This is a genomic window from Tistrella mobilis KA081020-065 (assembly GCF_000264455.2).
GTDB lineage: Bacteria > Pseudomonadota > Alphaproteobacteria > Tistrellales > Tistrellaceae > Tistrella > Tistrella mobilis.
Window position 1 is genome coordinate 1 of sequence record NC_017959.1, and the last position, 20800, is coordinate 20800.

Annotated in this window: 16 protein-coding genes; 10 read left to right on the forward strand and 6 right to left on the reverse strand. The window is 65.8% G+C overall.

Annotated elements, in window-relative coordinates:
• Positions 1 to 84: 84 nt before the first annotated feature.
• The gene (locus TMO_RS28515) at positions 85 to 1233 is read left to right on the forward strand and encodes a sel1 repeat family protein (protein WP_145978537.1); all 1149 of its coding nucleotides are present in this window, start codon (positions 85 to 87) and stop codon (positions 1231 to 1233) included.
• A 41-nt stretch (positions 1234 to 1274) separates the two neighbouring features.
• On the opposite strand, the gene arr is transcribed toward TMO_RS28515, so the two are convergent.
• The 3 genes from arr to TMO_RS28530 are packed head-to-tail and all read right to left on the reverse strand — an operon-like array spanning position 1275 to position 3391.
• The gene (gene arr / locus TMO_RS28520; RefSeq protein ID WP_041608237.1) at positions 1275 to 1691 is read right to left on the reverse strand and encodes an NAD(+)--rifampin ADP-ribosyltransferase; all 417 of its coding nucleotides are present in this window, start codon (positions 1689 to 1691) and stop codon (positions 1275 to 1277) included.
• A gap of 10 nt (positions 1692 to 1701) precedes the next feature.
• A complete protein-coding gene (locus TMO_RS28525) occupies positions 1702 to 2205 on the reverse strand; it encodes a VOC family protein (RefSeq protein WP_014748544.1) in 504 nt (167 codons plus the stop codon).
• Between the two features lie 49 nt (positions 2206 to 2254).
• Complete coding sequence (locus TMO_RS28530; protein ID WP_014748545.1) at positions 2255 to 3391, reverse strand: DJ-1/PfpI family protein; 1137 nt, start codon at positions 3389 to 3391, stop codon at positions 2255 to 2257.
• 103 nt (positions 3392 to 3494) lie between these two features.
• Here TMO_RS28530 and TMO_RS28535 point away from each other — a divergent pair, with 103 nt between their 5' ends.
• Positions 3495 to 4505: a GlxA family transcriptional regulator gene (locus tag TMO_RS28535; RefSeq protein ID WP_014748546.1), complete on the forward strand. Its 1011-nt coding sequence runs from the start codon at positions 3495 to 3497 to the stop codon at positions 4503 to 4505.
• Between the two features lie 191 nt (positions 4506 to 4696).
• On the opposite strand, the gene TMO_RS30125 is transcribed toward TMO_RS28535, so the two are convergent.
• Both TMO_RS30125 and ruvX read right to left on the reverse strand, forming a co-directional pair.
• Entirely contained in the window at positions 4697 to 6703 is a 2007-nt protein-coding gene (locus TMO_RS30125; protein WP_014748547.1) for a sensor histidine kinase, read from the reverse strand.
• A 119-nt stretch (positions 6704 to 6822) separates the two neighbouring features.
• Positions 6823 to 7431: a Holliday junction resolvase RuvX gene (ruvX, locus tag TMO_RS28545; RefSeq protein ID WP_014748548.1), complete on the reverse strand. Its 609-nt coding sequence runs from the start codon at positions 7429 to 7431 to the stop codon at positions 6823 to 6825.
• Positions 7432 to 7646: 215 nt separating this feature from the next.
• On the opposite strand from ruvX, the gene gatC reads away from it, so the two are divergent.
• From gatC to TMO_RS28580, 7 genes are all read left to right on the forward strand, one after another.
• The gene (gene gatC / locus TMO_RS28550) at positions 7647 to 7934 is read left to right on the forward strand and encodes an Asp-tRNA(Asn)/Glu-tRNA(Gln) amidotransferase subunit GatC (RefSeq protein ID WP_014748549.1); all 288 of its coding nucleotides are present in this window, start codon (positions 7647 to 7649) and stop codon (positions 7932 to 7934) included.
• A 5-nt stretch (positions 7935 to 7939) separates the two neighbouring features.
• Entirely contained in the window at positions 7940 to 9433 is a 1494-nt protein-coding gene (gene gatA / locus TMO_RS28555; protein ID WP_041608239.1) for an Asp-tRNA(Asn)/Glu-tRNA(Gln) amidotransferase subunit GatA, read from the forward strand.
• On the forward strand, positions 9430 to 10881 hold the full coding sequence (gene gatB, locus TMO_RS28560; RefSeq protein WP_014748551.1) for an Asp-tRNA(Asn)/Glu-tRNA(Gln) amidotransferase subunit GatB: 1452 nt from the start codon (positions 9430 to 9432) through the stop codon (positions 10879 to 10881). The genes gatA and gatB overlap by 4 nt, the downstream gene beginning before the upstream one ends.
• Positions 10882 to 11111: 230 nt before the next feature.
• Positions 11112 to 11450, forward strand: a complete 339-nt coding sequence (locus TMO_RS28565; protein ID WP_014748552.1) for a hypothetical protein — start codon at positions 11112 to 11114, stop codon at positions 11448 to 11450.
• A 54-nt stretch (positions 11451 to 11504) separates the two neighbouring features.
• Positions 11505 to 12014: a copper chaperone PCu(A)C gene (locus TMO_RS28570; RefSeq protein ID WP_014748553.1), complete on the forward strand. Its 510-nt coding sequence runs from the start codon at positions 11505 to 11507 to the stop codon at positions 12012 to 12014.
• 27 nt (positions 12015 to 12041) lie between these two features.
• The gene (locus TMO_RS28575; protein WP_014748554.1) at positions 12042 to 12503 is read left to right on the forward strand and encodes a GNAT family N-acetyltransferase; all 462 of its coding nucleotides are present in this window, start codon (positions 12042 to 12044) and stop codon (positions 12501 to 12503) included.
• 24 nt (positions 12504 to 12527) lie between these two features.
• Positions 12528 to 12803: a type II toxin-antitoxin system HicB family antitoxin gene (locus TMO_RS28580; protein ID WP_014748555.1), complete on the forward strand. Its 276-nt coding sequence runs from the start codon at positions 12528 to 12530 to the stop codon at positions 12801 to 12803.
• A 167-nt stretch (positions 12804 to 12970) separates the two neighbouring features.
• Here the strand turns inward: TMO_RS28580 and TMO_RS31465 are convergent, their stop codons facing one another.
• The gene (locus TMO_RS31465; RefSeq protein ID WP_145978538.1) at positions 12971 to 13165 is read right to left on the reverse strand and encodes a hypothetical protein; all 195 of its coding nucleotides are present in this window, start codon (positions 13163 to 13165) and stop codon (positions 12971 to 12973) included.
• A gap of 31 nt (positions 13166 to 13196) precedes the next feature.
• Here TMO_RS31465 and TMO_RS28585 point away from each other — a divergent pair, with 31 nt between their 5' ends.
• Entirely contained in the window at positions 13197 to 20768 is a 7572-nt protein-coding gene (locus TMO_RS28585) for a neuraminidase-like domain-containing protein (RefSeq protein ID WP_416069017.1), read from the forward strand.
• The last annotated feature ends 32 nt before the right edge of the window (positions 20769 to 20800 follow it).

Genomic DNA, 20800 nt, shown 5'->3' on the forward strand with positions numbered 1-20800 from the left:
ATGACACGCCAGCTTCTCGCAATCCTTGTTGCGATGACATGCCTCTTTGCGGTGCAGCCCGTGGATGCGCGGGCTGAGGAGACTGTGCTGACATGCCGGATCGAGGGGCATGATCGCGAGGCTTCGGTAGCCATTGCCGGGGACAGCGCCGTCTATCGCTACGGCCCGCCCGGCGGGCAGGCCGAGCTGACCCTCACCACGCCGCTGGCCGATCTCGACTACCGCCGCAATAGCGGGGCCGGCGACACGATCGACGAAGTCGTGACCTTCAACAACGGCAACACCGCCTATCGTGTCGCCGCCGGCTTCCGGGACGGGCTGGCGCCGGATCCGTCTGCCCTTGTTCCTTTCGGCAGGCTGACCGTCTTCCGCAACGGCAAGAGCCTTGCCCGGCTGACATGTCGCCCCGACAGCGTCAGGCGCACGCACGATCTGTTGCTCTCCCGCATGCGGGCCATCGGGCGGGAGCAGACCTCGGATGGCGAACCCTTTCCGAACTATCCGATCGACTATCCGGCCCCTGCCGACCAGTCGCCCCCCTGCGAGGCGCAGTCCAATGTCGACAGCTGCTGGAGCAGGGGGGTGGCGGCCGCGCGCGGCGGGGATCTGCGTGCGGCGCTCGGCCATTACGACATGTCGTGCGATGCCGGCTTCAACGATCTCGGCTGCTACGAGGCCGGGAAGATCTATCTTCACAGCCGGGCGCTGCGCGATTACGCCCGCGCCACGGCGCGATTGACGCGGGTCTGCGAGGGGGATGATCCGGGACAGGGGCCCTATGCCTGCAAATATCTGGGCTGGATGTCTCTGACCGGCACCGGCACGGCGCGCGATCTGGATGGCGCCTGGGACAGGCTGGCGAAAGCGTGCTTTCTGCACAACGGCATGATCACCATCGACCCCGAAGGCTGCCATTTCCTGGCCGAGACCATCCGTGCCGTGCAGAAGACCCCCGTGCCGGGATTGCCCGACAGCGATTTCCTGGCCTATGTCGCCCTTGCCCAAGGCTGCACCGACGATGCCGAAACCGTCTGCGACGAGGCCCGGACGTTCTACGCCACCGCAGCCGCGCGCGGCGCGACATGGATTACCAGCTGCGACGAAATCGTGCGCGCCCGCAATCTCTTTGACTCCTGCAGGCAGATGACGGCGGCACCGGCGGATTACGAGGAGATGATGGCGTTGCGCCGCAAGCTTGTGGCGGTCTTCCGCGAGGAACTCGACGTGGAGTGATCGGGGGAGAGTAATCGGGAGGTGGCGGGGCGGCGGAGGTTTCAGTCCTCGATCGCCTCAATCCCGCGATGCTTGAGGTCTTCAAGGTGATCTTTCATTGCCTGGAGCCGATCGGCTGGATGACCGCTCCAGGTTGCAACCTCTCCGGTCACGCGCAAGGGGGCGCGGGTGCGGTACGACCTGGTCGGATTGCCCGGAAATTTCTGGTCGGTGAGGTTGGGATCGTCCTCGAACGGTCCTGTCGGCTCGACCGTACAGATCCGGCCGGGCCCGTCTCCAATCGCCAGCTCCGCACCCCAGATGGCCGCGTCCAGCGTGGCGGTCATATAGACAAAGGCCGCTGTCCTGCGCTGCCCGAAGTTCGACGCAAAACCTGGCCTGATCAGGTCGCCCGGTTTCAGATCGACCTTCGTCCCGTGATAGAGCACCGGCACCGGGCCGGTCTTGTCGATGGTCATCGGCTGGGGCTCACCCGGGTTGTTCATCCGCACCGCCGGCGGATGCGGCAGCTTCGAGTGTCGCAATGTCGATCTTCTTCATCGTCATCATCGCCTCGAAGGCGCGCTTCGCCGTCCGGGCGTTCGAACCGGTGGTGAGCTCCAGCAGCAGCCGGGGCGTGATCTGCCAGGAATGCCCCCAGAGATCCTTGCACCAGCCACAGGCGCTTTCCTGCCCGCCATTGTCGAGGATGGCATTCCAATATCGGTCGGTTTCCTCCTGATCCTCGGTGATGACCATGAAGGACACGGATTCGTTGGGTGTGAAGATCGGGCCGCCGTTGAGGCCGACGAATTTACGGCCGAGCACGGTGAACTCCACCGTCAGCTCGGTGCCTTCCCTGCCACCCGGATAATCGGCGGCGGCCAGGTTTATCCGGTCGATATGGCTGTCGGGAAATGTCGCGGCGTAAAACGCCGCGGCCTTCCGGGCCTCGCCATGGTCGTACCAAAGACAGGTCACGAGACTGGTCATGTCGGGTCTCCTTCATTCCGGCCCTGCCGGGGTTCAGGCGGGGACGTCGTTATCTCGGATATTCCAGCTGCATCGCGACGACATTGGCCGTCGCCTCCCCGTAGCGGTCGGTGATGGTCTCGAGCGCCCGGTCGAGTGCGTCGGCGGGGCGCTCGTCCGGGCTGATCGGGAGCCGGCGCTCTGCCGGCCAGCCGTCATGCCCGCTGTCCGGCAGGATATGGATGCCGTTCAAGCTTTCGACGGCCGCGGTGTTCCCCGACAGCGTGACCGCCTGCGAGCGGTAGGTGCGCGACCAGGCATCGGCTACCAGGGCGAGCGAGACCTCGTCCAAGCCCGGCAGCAGGTCGATCCCCCAGCTGTCGCGGTTCCACATCGCCAGACGGTTGGCGAGCACGGTGATCGCGAAGGGGCGGGTCATGGCGAACGCCGCGCTTGCATGGCGGGCGTCCCAGCCGTCCACCCCAAGATCGCGGGCGACGGCTTCCGCCTTCGACCGGCCGCCGATGGCCTCGATCAATGTCAGCATCATCGGCATGACTGCGGTGATGCCGGTGGTGGTGACGACCTTACCGTCGAAGACCATGCGCCGGTTCGCGGCATAGTCGATGCCCGGGTTGCGTTCAAGCATCTCGGCCCGATAGTACCAGTGCGTCGTGGCGCGCCTGCCGTCGAGCAGACCCGCGGCCGCGACCACCTTGGCGCCGGCGCAGACTGCTATGATCCGGGCGCCCTTGCGGAACTGATCCTGCAACCATGCCATCACCACCGGGTCGTCGTCGCGGCTCATCGCCGGCACGATGACGTAATCGGCTCCTTGTGGATGGTCGGCGTCGAATGCGGCGATGGTCGCATCGGGCTGCACCCGAAGGGCGGGATAGAGCCGGACAGCGCCCGGGCCGGTCGCCAGCATGACGACATCGGCGATATCCGCGCGCCGCAGGATGCCGGTCGTCGCGATGTAGTCGTTGGTTTCTGTGGCGTCGTTGAGCCCGACCACGGCGATGACGGGCCGGTCGTCGCCTTCCTGGCGCAGAACGGCCAGCATGGCGGCGGCTTCTTCCGGCGGGACCGCCGGCGCTTCGGCTGTGAGCGTGGCGGCAGGAAGACTGAAGATCCAGCCCGAAAAACCTGCCAGACCGAGCAGGGCGAGGGCAAGACCGCCCCGGATGGCACCGGATATCGACATGGCTGCTGCCTCCAATGCACATGACCGGTTGCGGCGCGCGACAGATGAACCCTATCTGTGCTCCGGCCTGGCAGACATGACAAAAAGGCGGTAATTTCTGCCAATGCATCATGTGGTCTTCATCACCTATCCCGGCTTCGAACTGCTCGATGTGTCGGGGCCGGCATCGGTGTTCAACGGCGCCAATCATGCTCTTGGCCGGCAGGGACGGTCTGCCTTCTACAAGGTCGGTCTGGTCTCGGCCAAAGGAGGCGGCATCGAAAGCAGCAGCGGCATCGTCGTCGACACGATGCCGATCGCCGATCTGCGGCCCGGTGACAATCAGCAAAAGGGGGACGATCAGACGATCCTGGTTGCGGGGGCGGAACGGGCGCCGCTGCTGGCCGCCCTGGCCGATCCGGCCTTGCGGTCGGCGCTTCCGGCCTGTGTGGCGACGGCCGGGCGTTTCGGCTCGGTTTGCTCCGGCGGCTTTCTGCTCGCCACGCTGGGGCTTCTCGATGGCCATCGCGTTGCCAGCCATTGGGACGCCTGCAAGCCGCTGGCCGAGAGCTTTCCAGCGGTCACCGTCGATCCCGATGCGCTTTACGTGGTCGACGGGCGGCTTTGGACATCGGCCGGTGTCACCACCGGCATCGACATGGCGCTGGCCATGATCGCCTGCGATCTGGACAGGATGATTGCCGGGGACGTCGCGAAGCGGCTGATCCTTTATGCGCGCCGCCCCGGCTATCAGTCGCAGTTCAGCCCGGTATTGCAGGCGCAGGTCAGGGGCGACAGCCCGTTTGCCGAACTGATCGGCTGGATTCAGGCCAATCTCGACGCACCGCTGGACGTCCCCTCTCTGGCCGAACGCGCCGGGTTGAGCGAGCGCAGCTTCCACCGGAAGTTCGTGGCGGCGACGGGCGAGACGCCGGCCCGCTTCGTGGAGACGGTGCGGCTCGATACCGCGCGCCTGTTGTTGTCGCGTGGCTTGCCGCTTAAATTGGTTGCGGCAAAGGTGGGCCTCACTCCGGTTGCGCGCCTGTCGGACGCCTTTGGGCGACGGTTCGGCATGGCGCCGAGGCTGTTCCGCTATATGCATGCCGGGACGCCCGGGCACGACGTTGCGTCATGAAGACGTGCAGCATTCAAAGGGCATTTGAAATTCTGGTGGAGCGTTTCGGAGTCCGGATTCCCCCCCTCGGCCAGGTCAACTTCCGGCGTGTCGCAGGGGCTGAGAACGAAGCAGATCCTCATGCCGGATCAAAAGCCTGAGCGGCGTCCGGACATCCTGTACAACGATGAAGGGTTTAAGAGGCGCTCGCCTCATTGACGATTGCCATCGCCAGCACTCATGGATGAGACCGAATCGACGAGGACAGTTCTCCGGGCAGGCAGATGGCAAGTGACGCGCGTGCCGTCGCCGGGACGGCTTGCGATGTCGAGCGTGCCGTCGTGCAGGCGGATGAACGAGGCCACGATCGCGAGACCCAGACCGGTGCCCTCCTTCCGCCGGACCAGCGGGTCGCTCTCCACCCGGCGGAACGGCTTCAGGGCCTCGGGGATCTCCTCGGGGCGCATTCCCGGGCCGTTATCCGTGACCGTGAAGGTCAGCGACCGGTCGGGCATCAGCCGCACCACCAGAGAGATGCGGCCACCATCGGGCGTGAACTTGACCGCATTGGTCAGCAGATTGATCAGCACCTGACGCATCTTGCGGCTGTCGCACGAGACCGCGACCGGCCGGGAGGGCGTCATCAGGTGAAGCACATGGCCGGCCTTGCGGGCGCGGGCCGAGACGATCGCGATTACCGGACGGACGATGTCGTCCACTGATACGGTCTCTTCGTCGAGCGTCGCTTCACCGGCCTCGATCCGGGCCAGATCCAGCAGGTCGTTGATCAGCTCCAGCAGGTGACTGCCGGCACCTGCGATATCGCCCGCATATTCCATCTGCTTAGGCCCGAGCGGACCGAACACCTCCGCCTTCAGCGTCTCGGCCATGCCGATGACCGCGTTCAGCGGCGTGCGCAGTTCATGGCTCATATGGGCCAGGAAGGCGGTTTTGGCGAGATTGGCGGCCTCGGCCTCGTCGCGTGCCGCGGCCAGATCCTGCCGTGCCCGGTCCAGCTCCTCGACGCGGAGCGCCAGTGCCGTGCGGTGGTGGCTCAACCGACGGAGCATCCGGCGATGCGATTCGAAAGCGCCCAGGATCATCATCAGCAGCAGGGTGGCGAGGGCCTCGGGCCACATGGCCGTCAGCACGGTGGTCTTCAGCCCCGACATCGCGTCGATATGGATCAGCGACCAGGGCGTGCCGGCGATGCGGGTGTGGAAAAGCGCAGCCGCGCCTGCCGGCTTCAGAACGCCGCGGGCCTGCGCGTCCATCCGTGCCGCAAGGTCGCCGGTCCCGCCGGCCGCCTGCCAGATCCGGTCGGGCATCCCGGTATCGTCCACGGCCGGCAGATCGCCGTCGCGGGCCGACAGGGCGATCACATGGCCGGCCTCGTCAATCAGCATCTGGGTGCCGTCGGGCAGGTCCATGTCGTCCAGCATCCGGGCGAGCGCCTGTTCGGTCAGGTCGATGCCGATGACGCCGCGAAACCCCGCCGGTAATGTCGCGCCGGCGGCGATCACCGGCCGCACGATCGACACGATCCGCCCCTTGCCCCCCAAGTCTTCATAAGGCGCGGTCCAGAAGGTCCGACCGGTCGGGTTGGTGTCGGGCCGCGCGCGCACCATCAGCTCGGCCGACATCAGCGCGTCGCTGTAGCGGGCAGCATCTCCGGCACCGAAGGGATAGAGCAGCAGAAAGCGCCGCGCAGACATGTAGTAGATCCAGGCGCTTTCCGGCAGCTGGCGCAGGGCGCCGAGCACGAAAGGCTCGATCGTCGCCACCGCCGCCATTTCGTCGAGCAGGGCGGGCATCGTCGACGGATCGTCGGGCAGGCGTCCCGTCAGGCGACCGGTCATGCCGGGGCCGGGCGGCACCTCGAAACGGTCGTTCTCGCGCAGGAAGGGCAGGCGGAGCACCGGTGGGCGGTCCATGGCTTGCGCCGCCGCCGTGCCCAGGGCATCGATCTCGGCCGCCGCCACCCGGGCCGTGGTCGTAATCACGTCGCCACCGGTCCGCAGACGGGCCTGGCGCAGGTCGATCTGATGGTTCAGCCGGTCCTGATACTGAACCATCAGCCCGGCGCCGGCCGCCCCCAGAACCAGGGCATAGGCGGTCAGCGCCACCCAGCCGGTCATCGGCCGTCGCAGCCGCCGGATCGGGGGGACTGCCGGCCCTGCGGCCGGCGGGTCGATGTCGCTGGACGTCTCGCTCGCCATGCCGAGACGCTACACGACACCCGGGTTCCCGTCATCGGAAATGGCGGAGAACAGCCGGTGTCCGCAGCCTTTGCGCCACTTCGCGCACCGGGTGTCGCAATGCTGCCGCAGTCGCGGGCTCAGGTGTCGCCGGCGTCCTCGTCCTCCTCGCGCGCCCAGATCGGCGGCGGGCGGTTCATGGCGTCGAGCGCGCCGTCCAGGATGTAGCCGGCGGCGGCCTTGTCGACCAGTTCGGCACGGCGCTTGCGCGACATGTCGGCATCGATCATGTAGCGCTGCACGGCGGCGGTCGACCAGCGCTCGTCCCAGAACATCATCGGCAGGTCGATGCCGTCTGCGGTCAGGAACTGGGCCAGATTCTCGCGGAACTGGCGGATCGACTGGCAGCGCGGGCCTTCGGTGCCGTCCATGTTGACCGGCAGGCCCAGCACCACCGCCACCACGCCGCGTTCGCGCACGATCGCGGCCATGCGCGCGGCATCGACCCGGAACTTGGTGCGGCGGATCAGCTCGATCGGCGTCGCCACCCGGCGCAGTTCGTCGGAGACCGCGATGCCGACCGTCTTGGTGCCGACGTCCAGACCCATGATCCGGCCCTTCGCGGGCAGCATCCGGGCCAGCTGCCAGGGGGTGAGATCGGGCTTGGGGGCGGGCTTGGACGGCGCCTCCGGTCCGGCCCCCGAATCTGCCTCGGAATCGGCCTCTGAGGCGGGGTTGCGGTTCGTCATAACGGGTGTTACCTTGCGGCCTCGCTGCCGCTGAACGGGTGTGTCGAGAGCCGCCATCTGGCCGCTTTTCCGCCAGGAATGTCAAGCACGGGGACCTGTGCCTGCGCGAAGGTGCACGGGGTGCCCGTCGACCGGCCCGGGAAGCGGCCGTCGTCAGATTGACTGCCGGTTCTCGCGAAACCGGCCGCCGGAACCATTGGAGTGGGGCAGCGACGATGACGCTCGATCGAGCCGCCGTCAGGAAGATCGCCACCCTCGCCCGTCTGGATGTGCCCGAAGACGAACTCGACGGCTATGCCCGCGAGCTGGGCGGCATTCTCGACTGGGTGGAGCAGCTGCGCGAGGTCGACACGCAAGGGGTGGCGCCGATGACCGGTGCCGCCGACAAGGGGCTGCCGCAGCGCCCCGACGTCGTGACCGACGGCAATTGCCGCGACAAGGTGATGGCCAACAATCCGGCCGGCGACCCCGTCTTCTTCGTCGTCCCCAAGGTCGTGGAGTGATCGACATGACCACCAGACCGACGGATTTCACCATCGCCGGTGCCGCCGAGGCACTGGCGAAGGGCGATATCTCTTCGCGCGAACTGACCCGGGCGCATCTGGATGCGATGGCGGCGACCCGGTCGCTCAACGCCTTCGTCGTCGAGACGCCCGAGATTGCGCTCGCCCGTGCCGACGAGGCCGATGCCCGTCGCGTGCGCGGCGAGGCCCTGGGCCCGATGGACGGCGTGCCGGTCGCGATCAAGGATCTGTTCTGCACCGAGGGCGTGGCCACCACCGCATCCTCGAAGATCCTCGACGGCTTCGTGCCGCCCTATGAATCGACCGTCAGCGCGAACCTGAAGGCCGCGGGTGCGGTGATGCTGGGCAAGACCAGCATGGACGAGTTCGCGATGGGCTCGGCCAACATCACCGCGGCGACCGGGCCGGTGCGCAACCCCTGGGGCCCCGAGGGCGATGCCTTCCTGGTGCCGGGCGGCTCGTCCGGCGGTTCGGCCGCGGCCGTCGCCGCCCGCAGCGCGATCGCGGCCACCGGCTCCGACACCGGCGGCTCCATCCGCCAGCCGGCCGCCTATTGCGGCCTGGTCGGCCTCAAGCCCACCTATGGCCGCTGCTCGCGCTGGGGCATGATCGCCTTTGCAAGCTCGCTCGATCAGGCGGGGCCGATCACCCGCACGGTCGAAGATGCGGCGATCATGCTGGGGACCATGGCCGGTCATGACCCGAAGGATTCGACCTCGGCCGATATCGCCGTGCCGGATTTCCGCGCTGCGGTGAACCGGGGCGTGAAGGGGCTGAAGATCGGTATCCCGAAAGAGTACCGGGTCGACGGCATGCCGGCCGAGATCGAGAAGCTCTGGGCCGACGGCGTCGCCATGCTGAAGGCGGCCGGTGCCGAGATCGTCGATATCAGCCTGCCGCATACGAAATACGCGCTCGCCACCTATTACATCGTGGCGCCGGCCGAGGCCTCGTCGAACCTCGCCCGCTATGACGGCGTGCGCTATGGCCACCGCACCAAGGCCAATGTGTCGAGCCTGGCCGAGATGTACGAGAAGACCCGCGCCGAGGGTTTCGGCCGCGAGGTCAAGCGCCGGATCATGATCGGCACCTATGTGCTCTCGGCCGGCTATTACGATGCCTACTACCTGAAGGCCCAGCAGGTCCGCACCCGCATCGCGGCGGATTTCGCGGCGGCCTTCGATCAGGTCGATGCGATCCTGGCACCGACCGCGCCGTCTGCCGCCTTCCGCTTCGGCGAGAAGATGGACGATCCGGTGCAGATGTATCTGACCGACGTGTTCACCGTGCCGGCGAGCCTGGCCGGTCTGCCGGCGATTTCGGTCCCCGGCGGCATCGGCGAGAGCGGGCTGCCGCTCGGCCTTCAGGTGATCGGCCGGTCCTTCGACGAAGAGACGGTGCTGGCCGTCGGCCGCGCGATCGAGGAAGCCTCGGGCTTCGACGGCGTGCCGGCCATGGTGCGGGAGATGCGGGGATGAGCCTGATCCGCGGCAACACGGGTGACTGGGAGATCGTGATCGGTCTCGAGGTCCATGCCCAGGTGTCGAGCAACGCCAAGCTGTTCTCGGGCGCTGCCACCGCCTATGGCGCCGAGCCCAATACCCAGGTCTCGCTGATCGATGCGGCCATGCCGGGCATGCTGCCGGTGATCAACGAATGGTGCGTGGCCCAGGCCGTGCGCACCGGCATCGCGCTGAATGCGCAGATCAACCGGCACTCGGTCTTCGACCGGAAGAACTATTTCTATCCGGACCTGCCGCAGGGCTATCAGATCTCGCAGTTCAAGCAGCCGATCGTCGGCGAGGGCCGGATGGTCATCGATCTCGACGACGGCGAGACCATGACCGTCGGCATCGAACGCCTGCATCTGGAACAGGATGCCGGCAAGTCGATGCACGATCAGCGCCCCGGCGAGACCCTGATCGACCTGAACCGGTCGGGTGTGGCGCTGATGGAGATCGTGTCGAAGCCCGACATGCGCTCGCCCGAGCAGGCCGGCGCCTATATGCGCAAGCTGCGCACGATCCTGCGTTATATCGGCTCGTGCGACGGCAACATGGAAGAGGGGTCGCTGCGCTGCGACGCCAATGTGTCCGTGCGCCGTCCGGGCGGGCCGCTCGGCACGCGCTGCGAGATCAAGAACCTGAACTCGATCCGCCACATCATGCGGGCGATCGAGTTCGAGGCGCATCGCCAGATCGGCATCATCGAGGATGGCGGCTCCATCTCGCAGGAGACCCGGCTCTACGACGTCAACAAGGGCGAGACCCGGACCATGCGCTCCAAGGAAGAGGCGCATGACTACCGCTACTTCCCGGATCCGGATCTGCTGCCGCTGAAATTCGACGAGGCCTTCGTCGAGACCCAGCGCGCGGCGCTCCCCGAACTGCCCGATGCCAAGAAGGCCCGCTTCCAGGATCAGTACGGGCTGTCGGCCTATGATGCCGGCGTGCTGGTGGGTGAGCAGGTCTCGGCCGATTTCTTCGAGACCGCGGCGAAGGGCCGCGATGCCAAGCTGGTCGCCAACTGGATGAGCACCGAGCTGTTCGGCGCGCTCAACCGGCTGTCGAAGGGCATCGAAGAGAGCCCGGTTTCGGCCGAGGCGCTGGGCGGTCTGGTCGATCTGATCCAGGACGGCACCATCTCGGGCCGCATCGCGAAGGAAGTCTTCGCCGAGATGCTCGAGACGGGCGAGACCGCCGGCCAGGTGGTCGAGCGCAAGGGGCTGAAGCAGGTCTCGGACGAAGGCGCGATCGCCGCCGCCATCGATCAGGTCATCGCCGCCAACCCGGACAAGCTGGCCGAGTACAAGGGCGGCAAGACCAAGCTGGCGGGCTTCTTCGTCGGCCAGGTGATGAAGGCGACCGGCGGCAAGGCGAACCCGCAGGTGGTCAACAAGCTGCTGAACGACAAGCTGAACGCCTGAGCCCAGGATCGTTCGGCACGCCGGCGCATGATCAGGGCCCGGTCTCCCCAGGGAGGCCGGGCCTTCATTCTGCGCGACCGATGCGCGCGGGGCGGCACTGCCGCTTGCCAACGCCGCCGTGACGGGCGATGGTCCTGATCCAGGTCATCCCAACCGCAGGGCACCGCCCCCGACTGCTCCGCCATTCGCCCCGTACAGCCCCCCGTCGATCGCGCCGCAGAGCGGCGGCGGTGACGGTGCTGCTCTGTGCGGCGCTGGCCCAGGTGCTGGGGCTGATCGTGCATCTGCCCATGGCGATCGCCATGGAGCTGGCGCCAGGGCAGGTGCAGGAGATCTGCTCGCCCACCGCCCCCGACACCCGGCGGGATGATCGCGGGCCCCTGCCGGGCATGGTCTGTCACGATTGCCTGGCGGCGCAGATGGCGATGCCGCCGGCCGATGTCCCGCCGGTGCCGCTGCGCATCGGCAGCTTCATCCTGCCCTCCATGCTGCCGCCGGCGGGGCTGCCCGCCGTGACGGCCGCGGTCTCGCCGGTGCCGGCCCGCGCACCGCCCCTGTCCGAAAGCTGATCCCGACAGGCTTCCCCCACAGGATTCCATGCTTTCGAACAAGGACCAATCTCCATGTCGATCATCTCGCGCACGCTCCGCACCGGCCTTGCCGCCGCCGCGCTGATCATTGCCGCCGGCACCGCCTCCGCCCATGAATACAAGCTGGGCGAGCTGCATATCGGCCATCCCTGGGCCCGCGCCTCGGTCAATGTCGGCGGCACCGCCGGCGCCTTCCTGACCGTCGAGAACAACGGCAGCACCTCCGACCGGCTGGTCGCGGTCTCGACCCCCGTCGCCGAGGTGGCCGAGATCCACGAGAGCTTCGAGGACAAGGGCGTGATGCGCATGCGCCGGGTCGAGGGCATCGAGATCCCGGCCGGCGGCGAGGCCAAGCTCGCCCCCGGCGGCTATCACATCATGCTGATCAAGCTGAAGCAGGCGATCATGCCGGGCGAGAAGGTCCCCGCCACCCTGACCTTCGAAAAGGCCGGCACCATCGACGTCGAACTGGCGATCGAAAAGCCGGGCGCCGGTGCCGATATGGGCCATGACCATAAGAAGATGGATCATTCGGCGCATTGATCCGATCGCGACGGCACGGAGGAGATCATGACTGCTGATGCGCTGACAATCCGGCAGGCCGGTGCCGGCGACGCCGAAGCGATATCCGCGGTCATCCTCCGGGCCCTGTGGGAAACCAATGCGGCTGACTATACGCCCGAGATCATCTCAGCCGTGGCCGCCGGGTTTTCGCCTGAGGCGATCACCCGGCTCATGGCCGGGCGCCGGGTTCTGGTTGCCGTATATGCCGCCGACGTCGTCGGCACGGCCAGCCTTGATGGCAATGTGGTGCGCAGCGTCTTCGTATCGCCTGATTGTCAACGGCGTGGTATCGGGATGGCCCTGATGACCGCCGTTGAGGCGCTTGCGCGGGCGGTGGCATCTCCCCGATTGCTCGTGCCCTCGTCGGTCACGGCGGAAGGCTTCTACGCCAGGCTGGGCTTCATTGCCTTGCGCGACGAATGGCATGGCGCGGAACGCACGATCGTCATGGAGAAACCACTGGCCTGATCACATTCCCCGGAAAGGCGCGCCATGCAGTATCCGGTTCTGATCGAAGACGGTTCGGAGACCACGGCCTTCGGTGTCGTGTTTCCGGATCTGCCCGGCTGTTTTTCCGCCGGGGATACGTTGGGGTCAGCTCTTCTGGCGGCGAGAGAGGCGGCGGCAGCCTGGATCGAAGCGGCGGTGGAGGCGGGTACCGCCATCCCGGCGCCCTCCGGCCCTGGTGACGTTCGGAACCTGGCGGACGGCAAGGGCTGGACGCTTCACCTGATCGATCTCGACCGGCCTGACGACGGTGTCCGATAAAAGGGGCAGGCGTTGGAGCCGGCCTGTCACGCGTCTTCAGCGGAGAGTGATCCGAAGGACCACTCTCCGCCCCCGACGCCCGGCCCTTGCCGATGCCGCTTGTTTATTCACCGCTTGCGCGATCCGGTCGCCGGCCGACCCGGATGATGGTCGTCTGCGCCTTATGCTCAGACCGAGGTGATCGACCCATCACCCGGACGACAATATTCGTTGATGTCGTCGTCATCCGGCTTGGAAAGTGATTGCCGCTTCGCAGCAGTCTTGTTGAAATTTCTGTCCAAAATGACTTCTGCCGTGAAATTCTGCAACCATTGCATTAGGCTTGATCCATCATAATCGCCTGAAAGCGGATGGATTGCCATGAACAGCCCGATCGGGACTCCCGAGCGCCATATGGCGCGTTCGGCCGTCGAGACTGCGTCGTCGCCTCGGCGATATCAGAGCCGGGCGGCCAGGGTCGCCGAGAAACGGGCGCTGCGCCAGAGCGGTCTGAAGGTCTCGCAGGCAATTCCTTTCGCCGAGATGGCCACGGATCCGCTCTATCAGCGGATCGCCGCGGCCACCTGTCCGGAGGCTCTGAAGGCAGATCTCGCACGGTTCGGCCTGGAGAACGCGGCCGAGGTCGCGGCCTGCACCTCGCTCCCCGGCCTCAACAGGCTTCTGTCGCGCCGGGCTGGCAAGGGAGAGGTGCCGGCCAAGGGAGAGGTGCCGGGCGCGGCGACGCAGGCGTTTTTCGACCGGGCCCGAGGCGAGGCGATCCGCAGCTATCGGCTGATGCGGCATATCCTGGCGGTCAAGGACCCGATGAACCTGGGGCTGCGCCATACCGGCTCCGATCTGCCGGTGGAGATGGAGCAGGTGGTGCGGTCGGCGGGCGGGCAGGTTTATGCCAGGCCGTCGAGCCTGCAATCGAGCCAGTCACCCGCTGCCTATCTGCGCTATCTCTATCGCATCGCTATGGGGCTGAATCAGGAGATCGGCATCACGCCGCCGGAGCGGGGCGCCCGCCGGCTGGAGATGCGGCGGCCGGATCTTGCCCGGCTCGTGCTGAGCGAAACCAGCCTCAAGCAGGAAATCGCCACCATCGAGCTGGTCGACGAGGTGTTGGCGGCGGGGCTGGGCGCGATCGATATCCGCATGACCTTTTATCCGATCGCGCTGCCCTTCGATGAACCGGCATCGGCGACGCGGGCGGCGCTCGGCCAGATCGGCGGCACGACGCTCAACGACATTGCCGCGCGGACGTCCCGAAGCGTATTCCCGCTCCGCGCCGATCTCTGCCTCGCCAGCGATCAGGCGGGGCTTCTGGGGTTGACCGGTGCTGTGGACGAGGCATCGGGCGGCGGCAGCGAAATCGCCCTGCTCACCGAGGATACCGGCATTCCTCCTGAGAGCCACCCGACCACTCTGAGCGGCCTCTACGGCGTGACGAACGAGTTGGAAACCAGTACGGCCGTCAAGCTGATGGCGCGTCTCGATCTGGATTTCGACCGGCTCGTTCAGTTGCTGGGGCTTTATGTCGTTCACCAGGAAAATGGTCGGCCGGTTGCCCAGAAGGATTATGCGACATCATTTTTCGACAACAAGGCGCCGTTCCAGCTCATCACCCGGGGCGGCCATACCTATGTCTATCTGAGCAGCATCGATGTGGCACCGCCCGAACTGCGCGGGTTCAACTATCTCGCGCGCCTGCATCACGCGACCGGGCTGGAGTTTCATCACCTCAACTGGCTGCTGGCCTGTCCGGGTGTGAGCGAGGCGGGCAATCCCGGAGCGGCGTGGGACAGGGCCGCCCGCCGGCATCTCACCGCGACCGGCCTGCGGGTGCTGGCCGGCTGGCGGCTCTACCGGGATGCCTTCGATCTGGGGCCGGAGGCTTATGCGGCGCTCTTCGGCGAGATCTGCCCCTTCTGGCGGGCAGACATGGTGGTCGCCGGCGCCGAGGGCGTGACCCCCGGGCTGGAGCAGACCGAAATTTCGTTCCTGCGCACGCTGTTCGGGGAGGACGCGCCCGCCCTGCATCAGACGATCACCGAGGCAGCGACCCCGATCGACGACACCGGCCTTGCCGATATGGTGTGCCGCGGGCTCAGGCTTTCCGCGGTCGAGCTGGACGCGCTGGCCGATGCGCTCGACGCCGATTTCGCCCTGAAAACGGTCGTCGACGCCCGTGGCCTGGGCGCGCTGTATCGGCTTGCGACGGTCTTTCGCATGGTCGGATGGCCGCTGCTGTCCGGTCTGCGGCTGGTGACGCTGGTGAGCGGGCAATCGACCCCGGACAACCAGCTCCTGCGCGGCCTGACGGTCAGGAACGAGACCGCCGACGGGACCGCGCGTCTGTGTACGGCCCTTGACCAGATCATCGAACTGGCCCGCTGGATGACGGAAGCGGAGCTGTCGCCGGATGCGCTGCTGGCGCTGCTGACGCCGGCCACCACCGGCGGCCCGCGGGCGAGCGAGGCCGACCGCAGGTGGCTTGACGATCTGGCCGCGGCGGTCGCGCCGGTGCTCGGGCGCGCCGACAGCTTTCGTGGCTTCGAGACCTGGGACAGCAGGGATGCGCCCGCGGTCACCATCCCCGGCGAGGCCTGGCACGAGCACATGCGGACGGCGGGCGCCCTCTATCGGGAGGCGGGCGTGTTTTATCCCGACATGGACCGCGCGGCCATGTCGGCGATCTGCCGCGATTTTCTGCGAGACGGTCACGCCGTCGATCCCGATCTGGACGGTAACATCGTCCGGCTGGACCGGCTGCTCACGCGTCTTGAGAAGGCCCGTGACGCGCAGGCCCTGACCCTTGAGCGTGCCCTCAGAACGTTCGGCACCACGCTGACCGCTTCGGGCGCCGGCGCCCTGGTGATCTGGGCGCAGACAACGTCGCTGGATGCCCTTGATGCTCTGCTGGCCGGTGCCGACGACATCAACGCGCAGCTCCGGCTGCGGGAATTGCAGCGCCACGCCGCGGCGGTCGATGCCCTGGCGCTGGGCGATGTCGACTTGCAGATCCTCGCCTGGCGGCCGGATTGGCTGGCGCCCAAGGCGGCTGAGAGCGGAGCTGACCGGCAGCGCCCCCGGGCGCTCTGCCTTGAACAGCTCGTGGCATGTCACCGCTTCGCCACGCTTCAGGTCGGTGCCGCGACGGATGATGCCTGGCTCGGCTATCTGACGGTCGCGCGTGACGGCCGGCCAGGGCCTGAGGCCACGGCCGAGGATATTGCGATCTGGCGCACGGCCTGCAACGACATGCTCGCGATCCTGCTCGGCTGCCCGGCCGTGGATGTCCTGGACTATCTGGCGGTCCTCGCCGGCCCGGACGGCGTGGCCGACGACCTGGAGACCGTCGACGCCGTGGCGCGACACGCCCGTCTGGCCGAGGATCTCCGCATCGGCGGCGCCGATCTGGTCGTGTTCAGGGAGGTGGGCAGCCCGCGCGCATGCGGCGACTGGATGGCGGCCGCGACCGCAGCGCAGGCCGGACTGGCGCGCTTCAAGGGCGGCAGCCAGATGGCCGGCTTTCGCCGGGCCCTTGCCGAGGTCAAGCGCGATGCGCTGGTCGCGGCCTATATGTGCACCACGATCGCCGCCGATCCCGACCTTGCGGCGGAGGTCACCGACCGCGAGGCCCTCTACGGCCATCTGTTGCTCGATGTGCAGGTGACCAGTGCCGTCCCGACCAGCCGGCTCGTCGAGGCGACCAGTGCCTTGCAGCTCTATATCAGTCGCGCGCTCAACGGGCTTGAGCGTGGGGTCGGCTTCGTCGACCGTCCGGCCCTGGCCGCAGAATGGCGCCTGAACAGGTATTACCGGCAATGGGAGGCCAACCAGAAGCTGCTGCTCTATCCGCAGAACTATATCGAGCCGGAGTTGCGTCAGATCACTTCACCGGAATTCGACGATCTGTTGCGCGCCATTTCGGGCGGCGATGTCAGTGAGGACGGTGTCGAGGCGGCGGTGACCGCCTACATGACGGGGCTTGCCGACTGTTGCGATCTGAGCCTGTGCAGCATCTATGTCGAGCGCGGGGGCGGAAGCACATCAGGGCATGCCATCTATCATTTTCTCGCCACGGCCCATTGGGAATCGGGGCGCTTCTTCTATCGCAAGCTTACGGTGGATTACACGGCAATCGCCGCATTGGCGGGGCCGTCGCAGTATCTCAAGGCACTCGACTGGACATTCTGGCAGGAAGTCACCGTTCCGAAGACCCATGATCTTCTCTCCGATGTGACACTTTGCTTCTTCCTGAACAGGTATTACCTATTCTGGCTGGAGATTGAGGAACGGAAAGGCGAGGCCAGCGACAGCGATGCGGTTTCCTGGCGGATACACCCGCGCTACATGCGGTGCGATGCGAATGCCCTGACCGGCGTGACCCATGCGCCGGGTCTTTTCATCGACGGTGACACAGCCGGCGGCACCGAGCTGCTGATCATCGACGGCGCGTTCCACTGGCAGGGCCAGAAGCCCGGGCTCAACGGCACCTATCAGCCGCTGGGCCTGCCCAACGTGTTCTCCTATGGCGTCCTGGCGGCCGAGGCCGTCGATGGCGAGAGTGGCGCGATTCTGGTCAGCTTCGGTGTCAGCCTTGCGGATGACCCGATGTCGGACGCCCCGCAGACTGTCCGGCAGACCGTGCTTCACATGCGCCTGACCGAGAAATGGGCGGATGCCATTCTCGTTCTGGACGATGACATCGATACGATGTTTCAGGATGCGGCACCCGCCGGATATAAGAGTATCTATCCCCGCATCGCTGCCGAAGATCCGGTGGTCGCCGATCAATATACTGTGACGAACACCTATGAGGGCGCTCAGTTTCTTGGTAATTATTATGAATATAACAGACCTGCCGGACAGCCTGTCGCTCTTGGCGTGGTCATTAATTACGGTGGATCGAAAGATGTCATCGTAACCACGAATTTTTCACCAGCCCCGCTGGGCAGCTCGACGCTCGGCACGGTCAGGGTGAGTGCTTATCTGGGGCACCGCAGATATCTGAGGCGGGTCTACAACTCGACGGCGCAGGACAGCAGCTGGACGGCGCTGCGGGAAACGCGTCCGGCCGAGATCCACATGAAAATGACGATGACATATGAGGTTCCGGGGGCGCCGCCAAAGACGTTTGAGAGCGACTGGCTGGGCGGACCCACGGCGCTCTACAAAGATGATTTCCCCGACATGCCGTTCAAGGACATGGCGACGGCGGAAACCGAGCATGTCCGCGACGAGACGATTGAGGGCATCGCGGCGCTGCCTTCCGAATGGTCGTTCGAGACTGCGACGAACGCCGTGCTGACCGTGAATGTGACGATCAGAATAATACCCGCTGACCTGGTGTTTTCGCTGCTTGTGAAGGGGGAGCCGGTCAATCTCGTTCGTTCACCCTCATCGGAATTCTCGTATCTCGACGTCTCTGCCGGAAAATTCAACCTTCGTCCGGCCGAGGGCAAATCAAACACCGGCTGGGCGCTCGGTGACGCCCATGGCGGCCACAACTTTGTCCATATCATGGATCGGGAAGACACGCCGAACGCCGGGACACTGCTTCTTCTGAACGCATCGCCGGCGCTCCGTTCCCTGGCGGAGACGATGCCCCGGCCCGGCGGCTGTGCCAGCCTGTTCACCGCCGGCAATCAGGCGCTTTCGGAAGACCTCGGATCCTTTGTCGAGGCGTTCGGCCAGACCCTGCGAGAGGCCTATCCCAAGGACGCGACGTCACTTGATCCGGCCCGCACGCCCGCGCCCCTGTTCGACTTCGACGGCGCCTATGGCGGCTATGGCTGGGAAATCTTCTACCATATTCCGTCGGCCCTGGCCGCCGGCTATGTGAACGACGGACAATATGACAAGGCCATCGGCTGGCTGGAAAAGATCTTCGATCCTGGCGCGGGCCAGCCCTGGAGAGTGGCACCACTGATCGGTGCCTCCATGCCAGCTGATCATTCAGCCTTCGACACCGGTGATGTCATCGTCGATCCGGATCGGATCGCCACCGATTATCCGTTTTATTATCAGCAGGCGGCGATCCGCCATTACCTGGAGGCCATGCTTGCCGACGGTGATGCGGCCTATGAGCAGCAAAGTCAGGAGACCCTGCAACAGGCAAAGGCTATCTATGTCGCGGCGAAGCAGCTCTTCAACGAGAGGCTGCCCGAGATCCTGGATGCCGTGACGAACAAGCCATGGACCAATCCGACCCTGGGCGAGGTTTCGGTCAATGGCTATGGTGGTTTCCTGCCGCCGTATAATCAGGCGCTTCGCGACCTCTATGACGCGATCGAGGCGCGCCTCGCCAATCTCAGACAGTGGCTCGACATCGACGGCAATCCGCTGAACGTCCCCCTGCTGTCGGCGCCGATCGACCCCCGGGCGCTTCAGAAGGCGGCGAAAGCCGCGCTGACCCTGGGCCAGCGCGACAGCCAGGAGGAGGCGGAGCAGGACCCTCGCGTCGACTTCACCACCCTCGCCAGATCGGCCAAGCTGTATATCGGCAATCTGCAAACCACCAGCAATCGCCTGCTGGCCGCGCTGGAGAAGCTCGATGGCGCGACGGTCGGCCGGGCCGAGAAGGATGTCGAAGAGAAGAAGATCCTCAGATCCGCCGCCATACAGGATCTGACGCTGGCGGCGGCAGAGAAGGAGGTTCAGATAAAGCAGGCCAATCTGGGCGGCGCCAACAGTGCGCTCGCCTTTCATCTGGGATCGGTTCTGGTGTCATTGGGGGCGCTGAATTCCTTCGCGGCCATCGATGCGGGGAAGAAGAGCGTCGAATTCGTCTACGGCAAGGCAAAACTTCGATACGACATGATCAGGGCGGTGGTGTTTTCAAATTTTCCGAATATCTATGGAACGGCAGCCGGCGGGCGACGGGCTGAACAGGGGGCGATCGCGAATATACTCGGGATGCTGACGAGCGAGATATTGTACGACTCGAAAAAATCGGCCATCGATAAATACAAGGAGAGCAGTCAGAAAATCATCGACCAGGTGAAAAATACCACCGATCTGACCACGAAGGTAGCTTCCGCTTCCCTGGAGCTTCAGAAGGCGAAGGATGCTCGTGATGAGCAGAGCAAGAAGCGAGAGGCGCTGGATGCCGACCTTGCCGACCTCGAGGATATCCGGACGGTGAAGGCGAATAGTTTCGCCAATCTCGATTTCTACAAATGGCTGGTCGACGACCTTAAATCACTCTTCGAGGAGGAATGGGCGACGACACAGGATTTCTGCAAGCTGCTGGTGAGGCTCTACGAATATGAGACCGGAGAGACCAACGGCCCCAGCTTCATCAAGACGACGAGTTTCGGCGGCGACTATCAGCGCCTGAATGCCCCCTATTGGCTGGCCCTTGATGTCGAGCGGCTTGAGGCCGCCTATTTCCGCTCGATCCTGGATCAGCAGAGCCAGAGTGCCACGATGCGCATCGCGATCAGCGAGCTTCCGGCGCCTGGCGGCGATGGATCGGCGTTGACCACGCTGATCGAACAGGGCGAGACCTATTTCGAGCTCACCGACGAGATGTTCGACGCGCTCTATCCAGGCCAGTATGACCGCCGTATCCAGAGCCTGCGCGTGCGCTTTCCGGGGCTTGAGAGCGCCGGCCTCAGCCCGCATGCCCGGCTGACCCAGATCGCCAACACACGCTATGCCACCCGGGAGCGCGACCCGAGGCGCGGGGGCCGGATCCGCAAGGACAGATATGCCTTGCAGAGCATCGTGATCAGCACGCCCACCATCGACACGGCGACGCTGGATTACCCCGAAGGCAGCCTGAAGCGCTTTCAGAACACCGGGGTCGAATCGCGCTGGCATCTCGTGCTGCCGGCGGTGCTTGAACTGAGGCGCCACAAGAACGGCGCCGGCCGGACCAGGGCGTGGCATGAGGCTGCGAGCCGGCATGTCCAGGCCCTGAGGCCGCATCTGGACGATGTCGTGTTCGAGGTGACCTTCTCGGGCCGCTGGTAGGCGGTTGCGAACGCCCGGCCCGGTCAGGAGTG

Excerpts from the sequence above, each read along its gene's own strand:
- arr (WP_041608237.1), bottom strand. The coding sequence starts at position 1,691 with ATGACCATCGACAAGACCGGCCCGGTGCCGGTGCTCTATCACGGGACG.
- TMO_RS28525 (WP_014748544.1), bottom strand. The coding sequence starts at position 2,205 with ATGACCAGTCTCGTGACCTGTCTTTGGTACGACCATGGCGAGGCCCGG.
- TMO_RS28530 (WP_014748545.1), bottom strand. The coding sequence starts at position 3,391 with ATGTCGATATCCGGTGCCATCCGGGGCGGTCTTGCCCTCGCCCTGCTC.
- TMO_RS28535 (WP_014748546.1), top strand. The coding sequence starts at position 3,495 with ATGCATCATGTGGTCTTCATCACCTATCCCGGCTTCGAACTGCTCGAT.
- TMO_RS30125 (WP_014748547.1), bottom strand. The coding sequence starts at position 6,703 with ATGGCGAGCGAGACGTCCAGCGACATCGACCCGCCGGCCGCAGGGCCG.
- ruvX (WP_014748548.1), bottom strand. The coding sequence starts at position 7,431 with ATGACGAACCGCAACCCCGCCTCAGAGGCCGATTCCGAGGCAGATTCG.
- gatC (WP_014748549.1), top strand. The coding sequence starts at position 7,647 with ATGACGCTCGATCGAGCCGCCGTCAGGAAGATCGCCACCCTCGCCCGT.
- gatA (WP_041608239.1), top strand. The coding sequence starts at position 7,940 with ATGACCACCAGACCGACGGATTTCACCATCGCCGGTGCCGCCGAGGCA.
- gatB (WP_014748551.1), top strand. The coding sequence starts at position 9,430 with ATGAGCCTGATCCGCGGCAACACGGGTGACTGGGAGATCGTGATCGGT.
- TMO_RS28570 (WP_014748553.1), top strand. The coding sequence starts at position 11,505 with ATGTCGATCATCTCGCGCACGCTCCGCACCGGCCTTGCCGCCGCCGCG.
- TMO_RS28575 (WP_014748554.1), top strand. The coding sequence starts at position 12,042 with ATGACTGCTGATGCGCTGACAATCCGGCAGGCCGGTGCCGGCGACGCC.
- TMO_RS28580 (WP_014748555.1), top strand. The coding sequence starts at position 12,528 with ATGCAGTATCCGGTTCTGATCGAAGACGGTTCGGAGACCACGGCCTTC.
- TMO_RS31465 (WP_145978538.1), bottom strand. The coding sequence starts at position 13,165 with ATGGCAATCCATCCGCTTTCAGGCGATTATGATGGATCAAGCCTAATG.
- TMO_RS28585 (WP_416069017.1), top strand. The coding sequence starts at position 13,197 with ATGGCGCGTTCGGCCGTCGAGACTGCGTCGTCGCCTCGGCGATATCAG.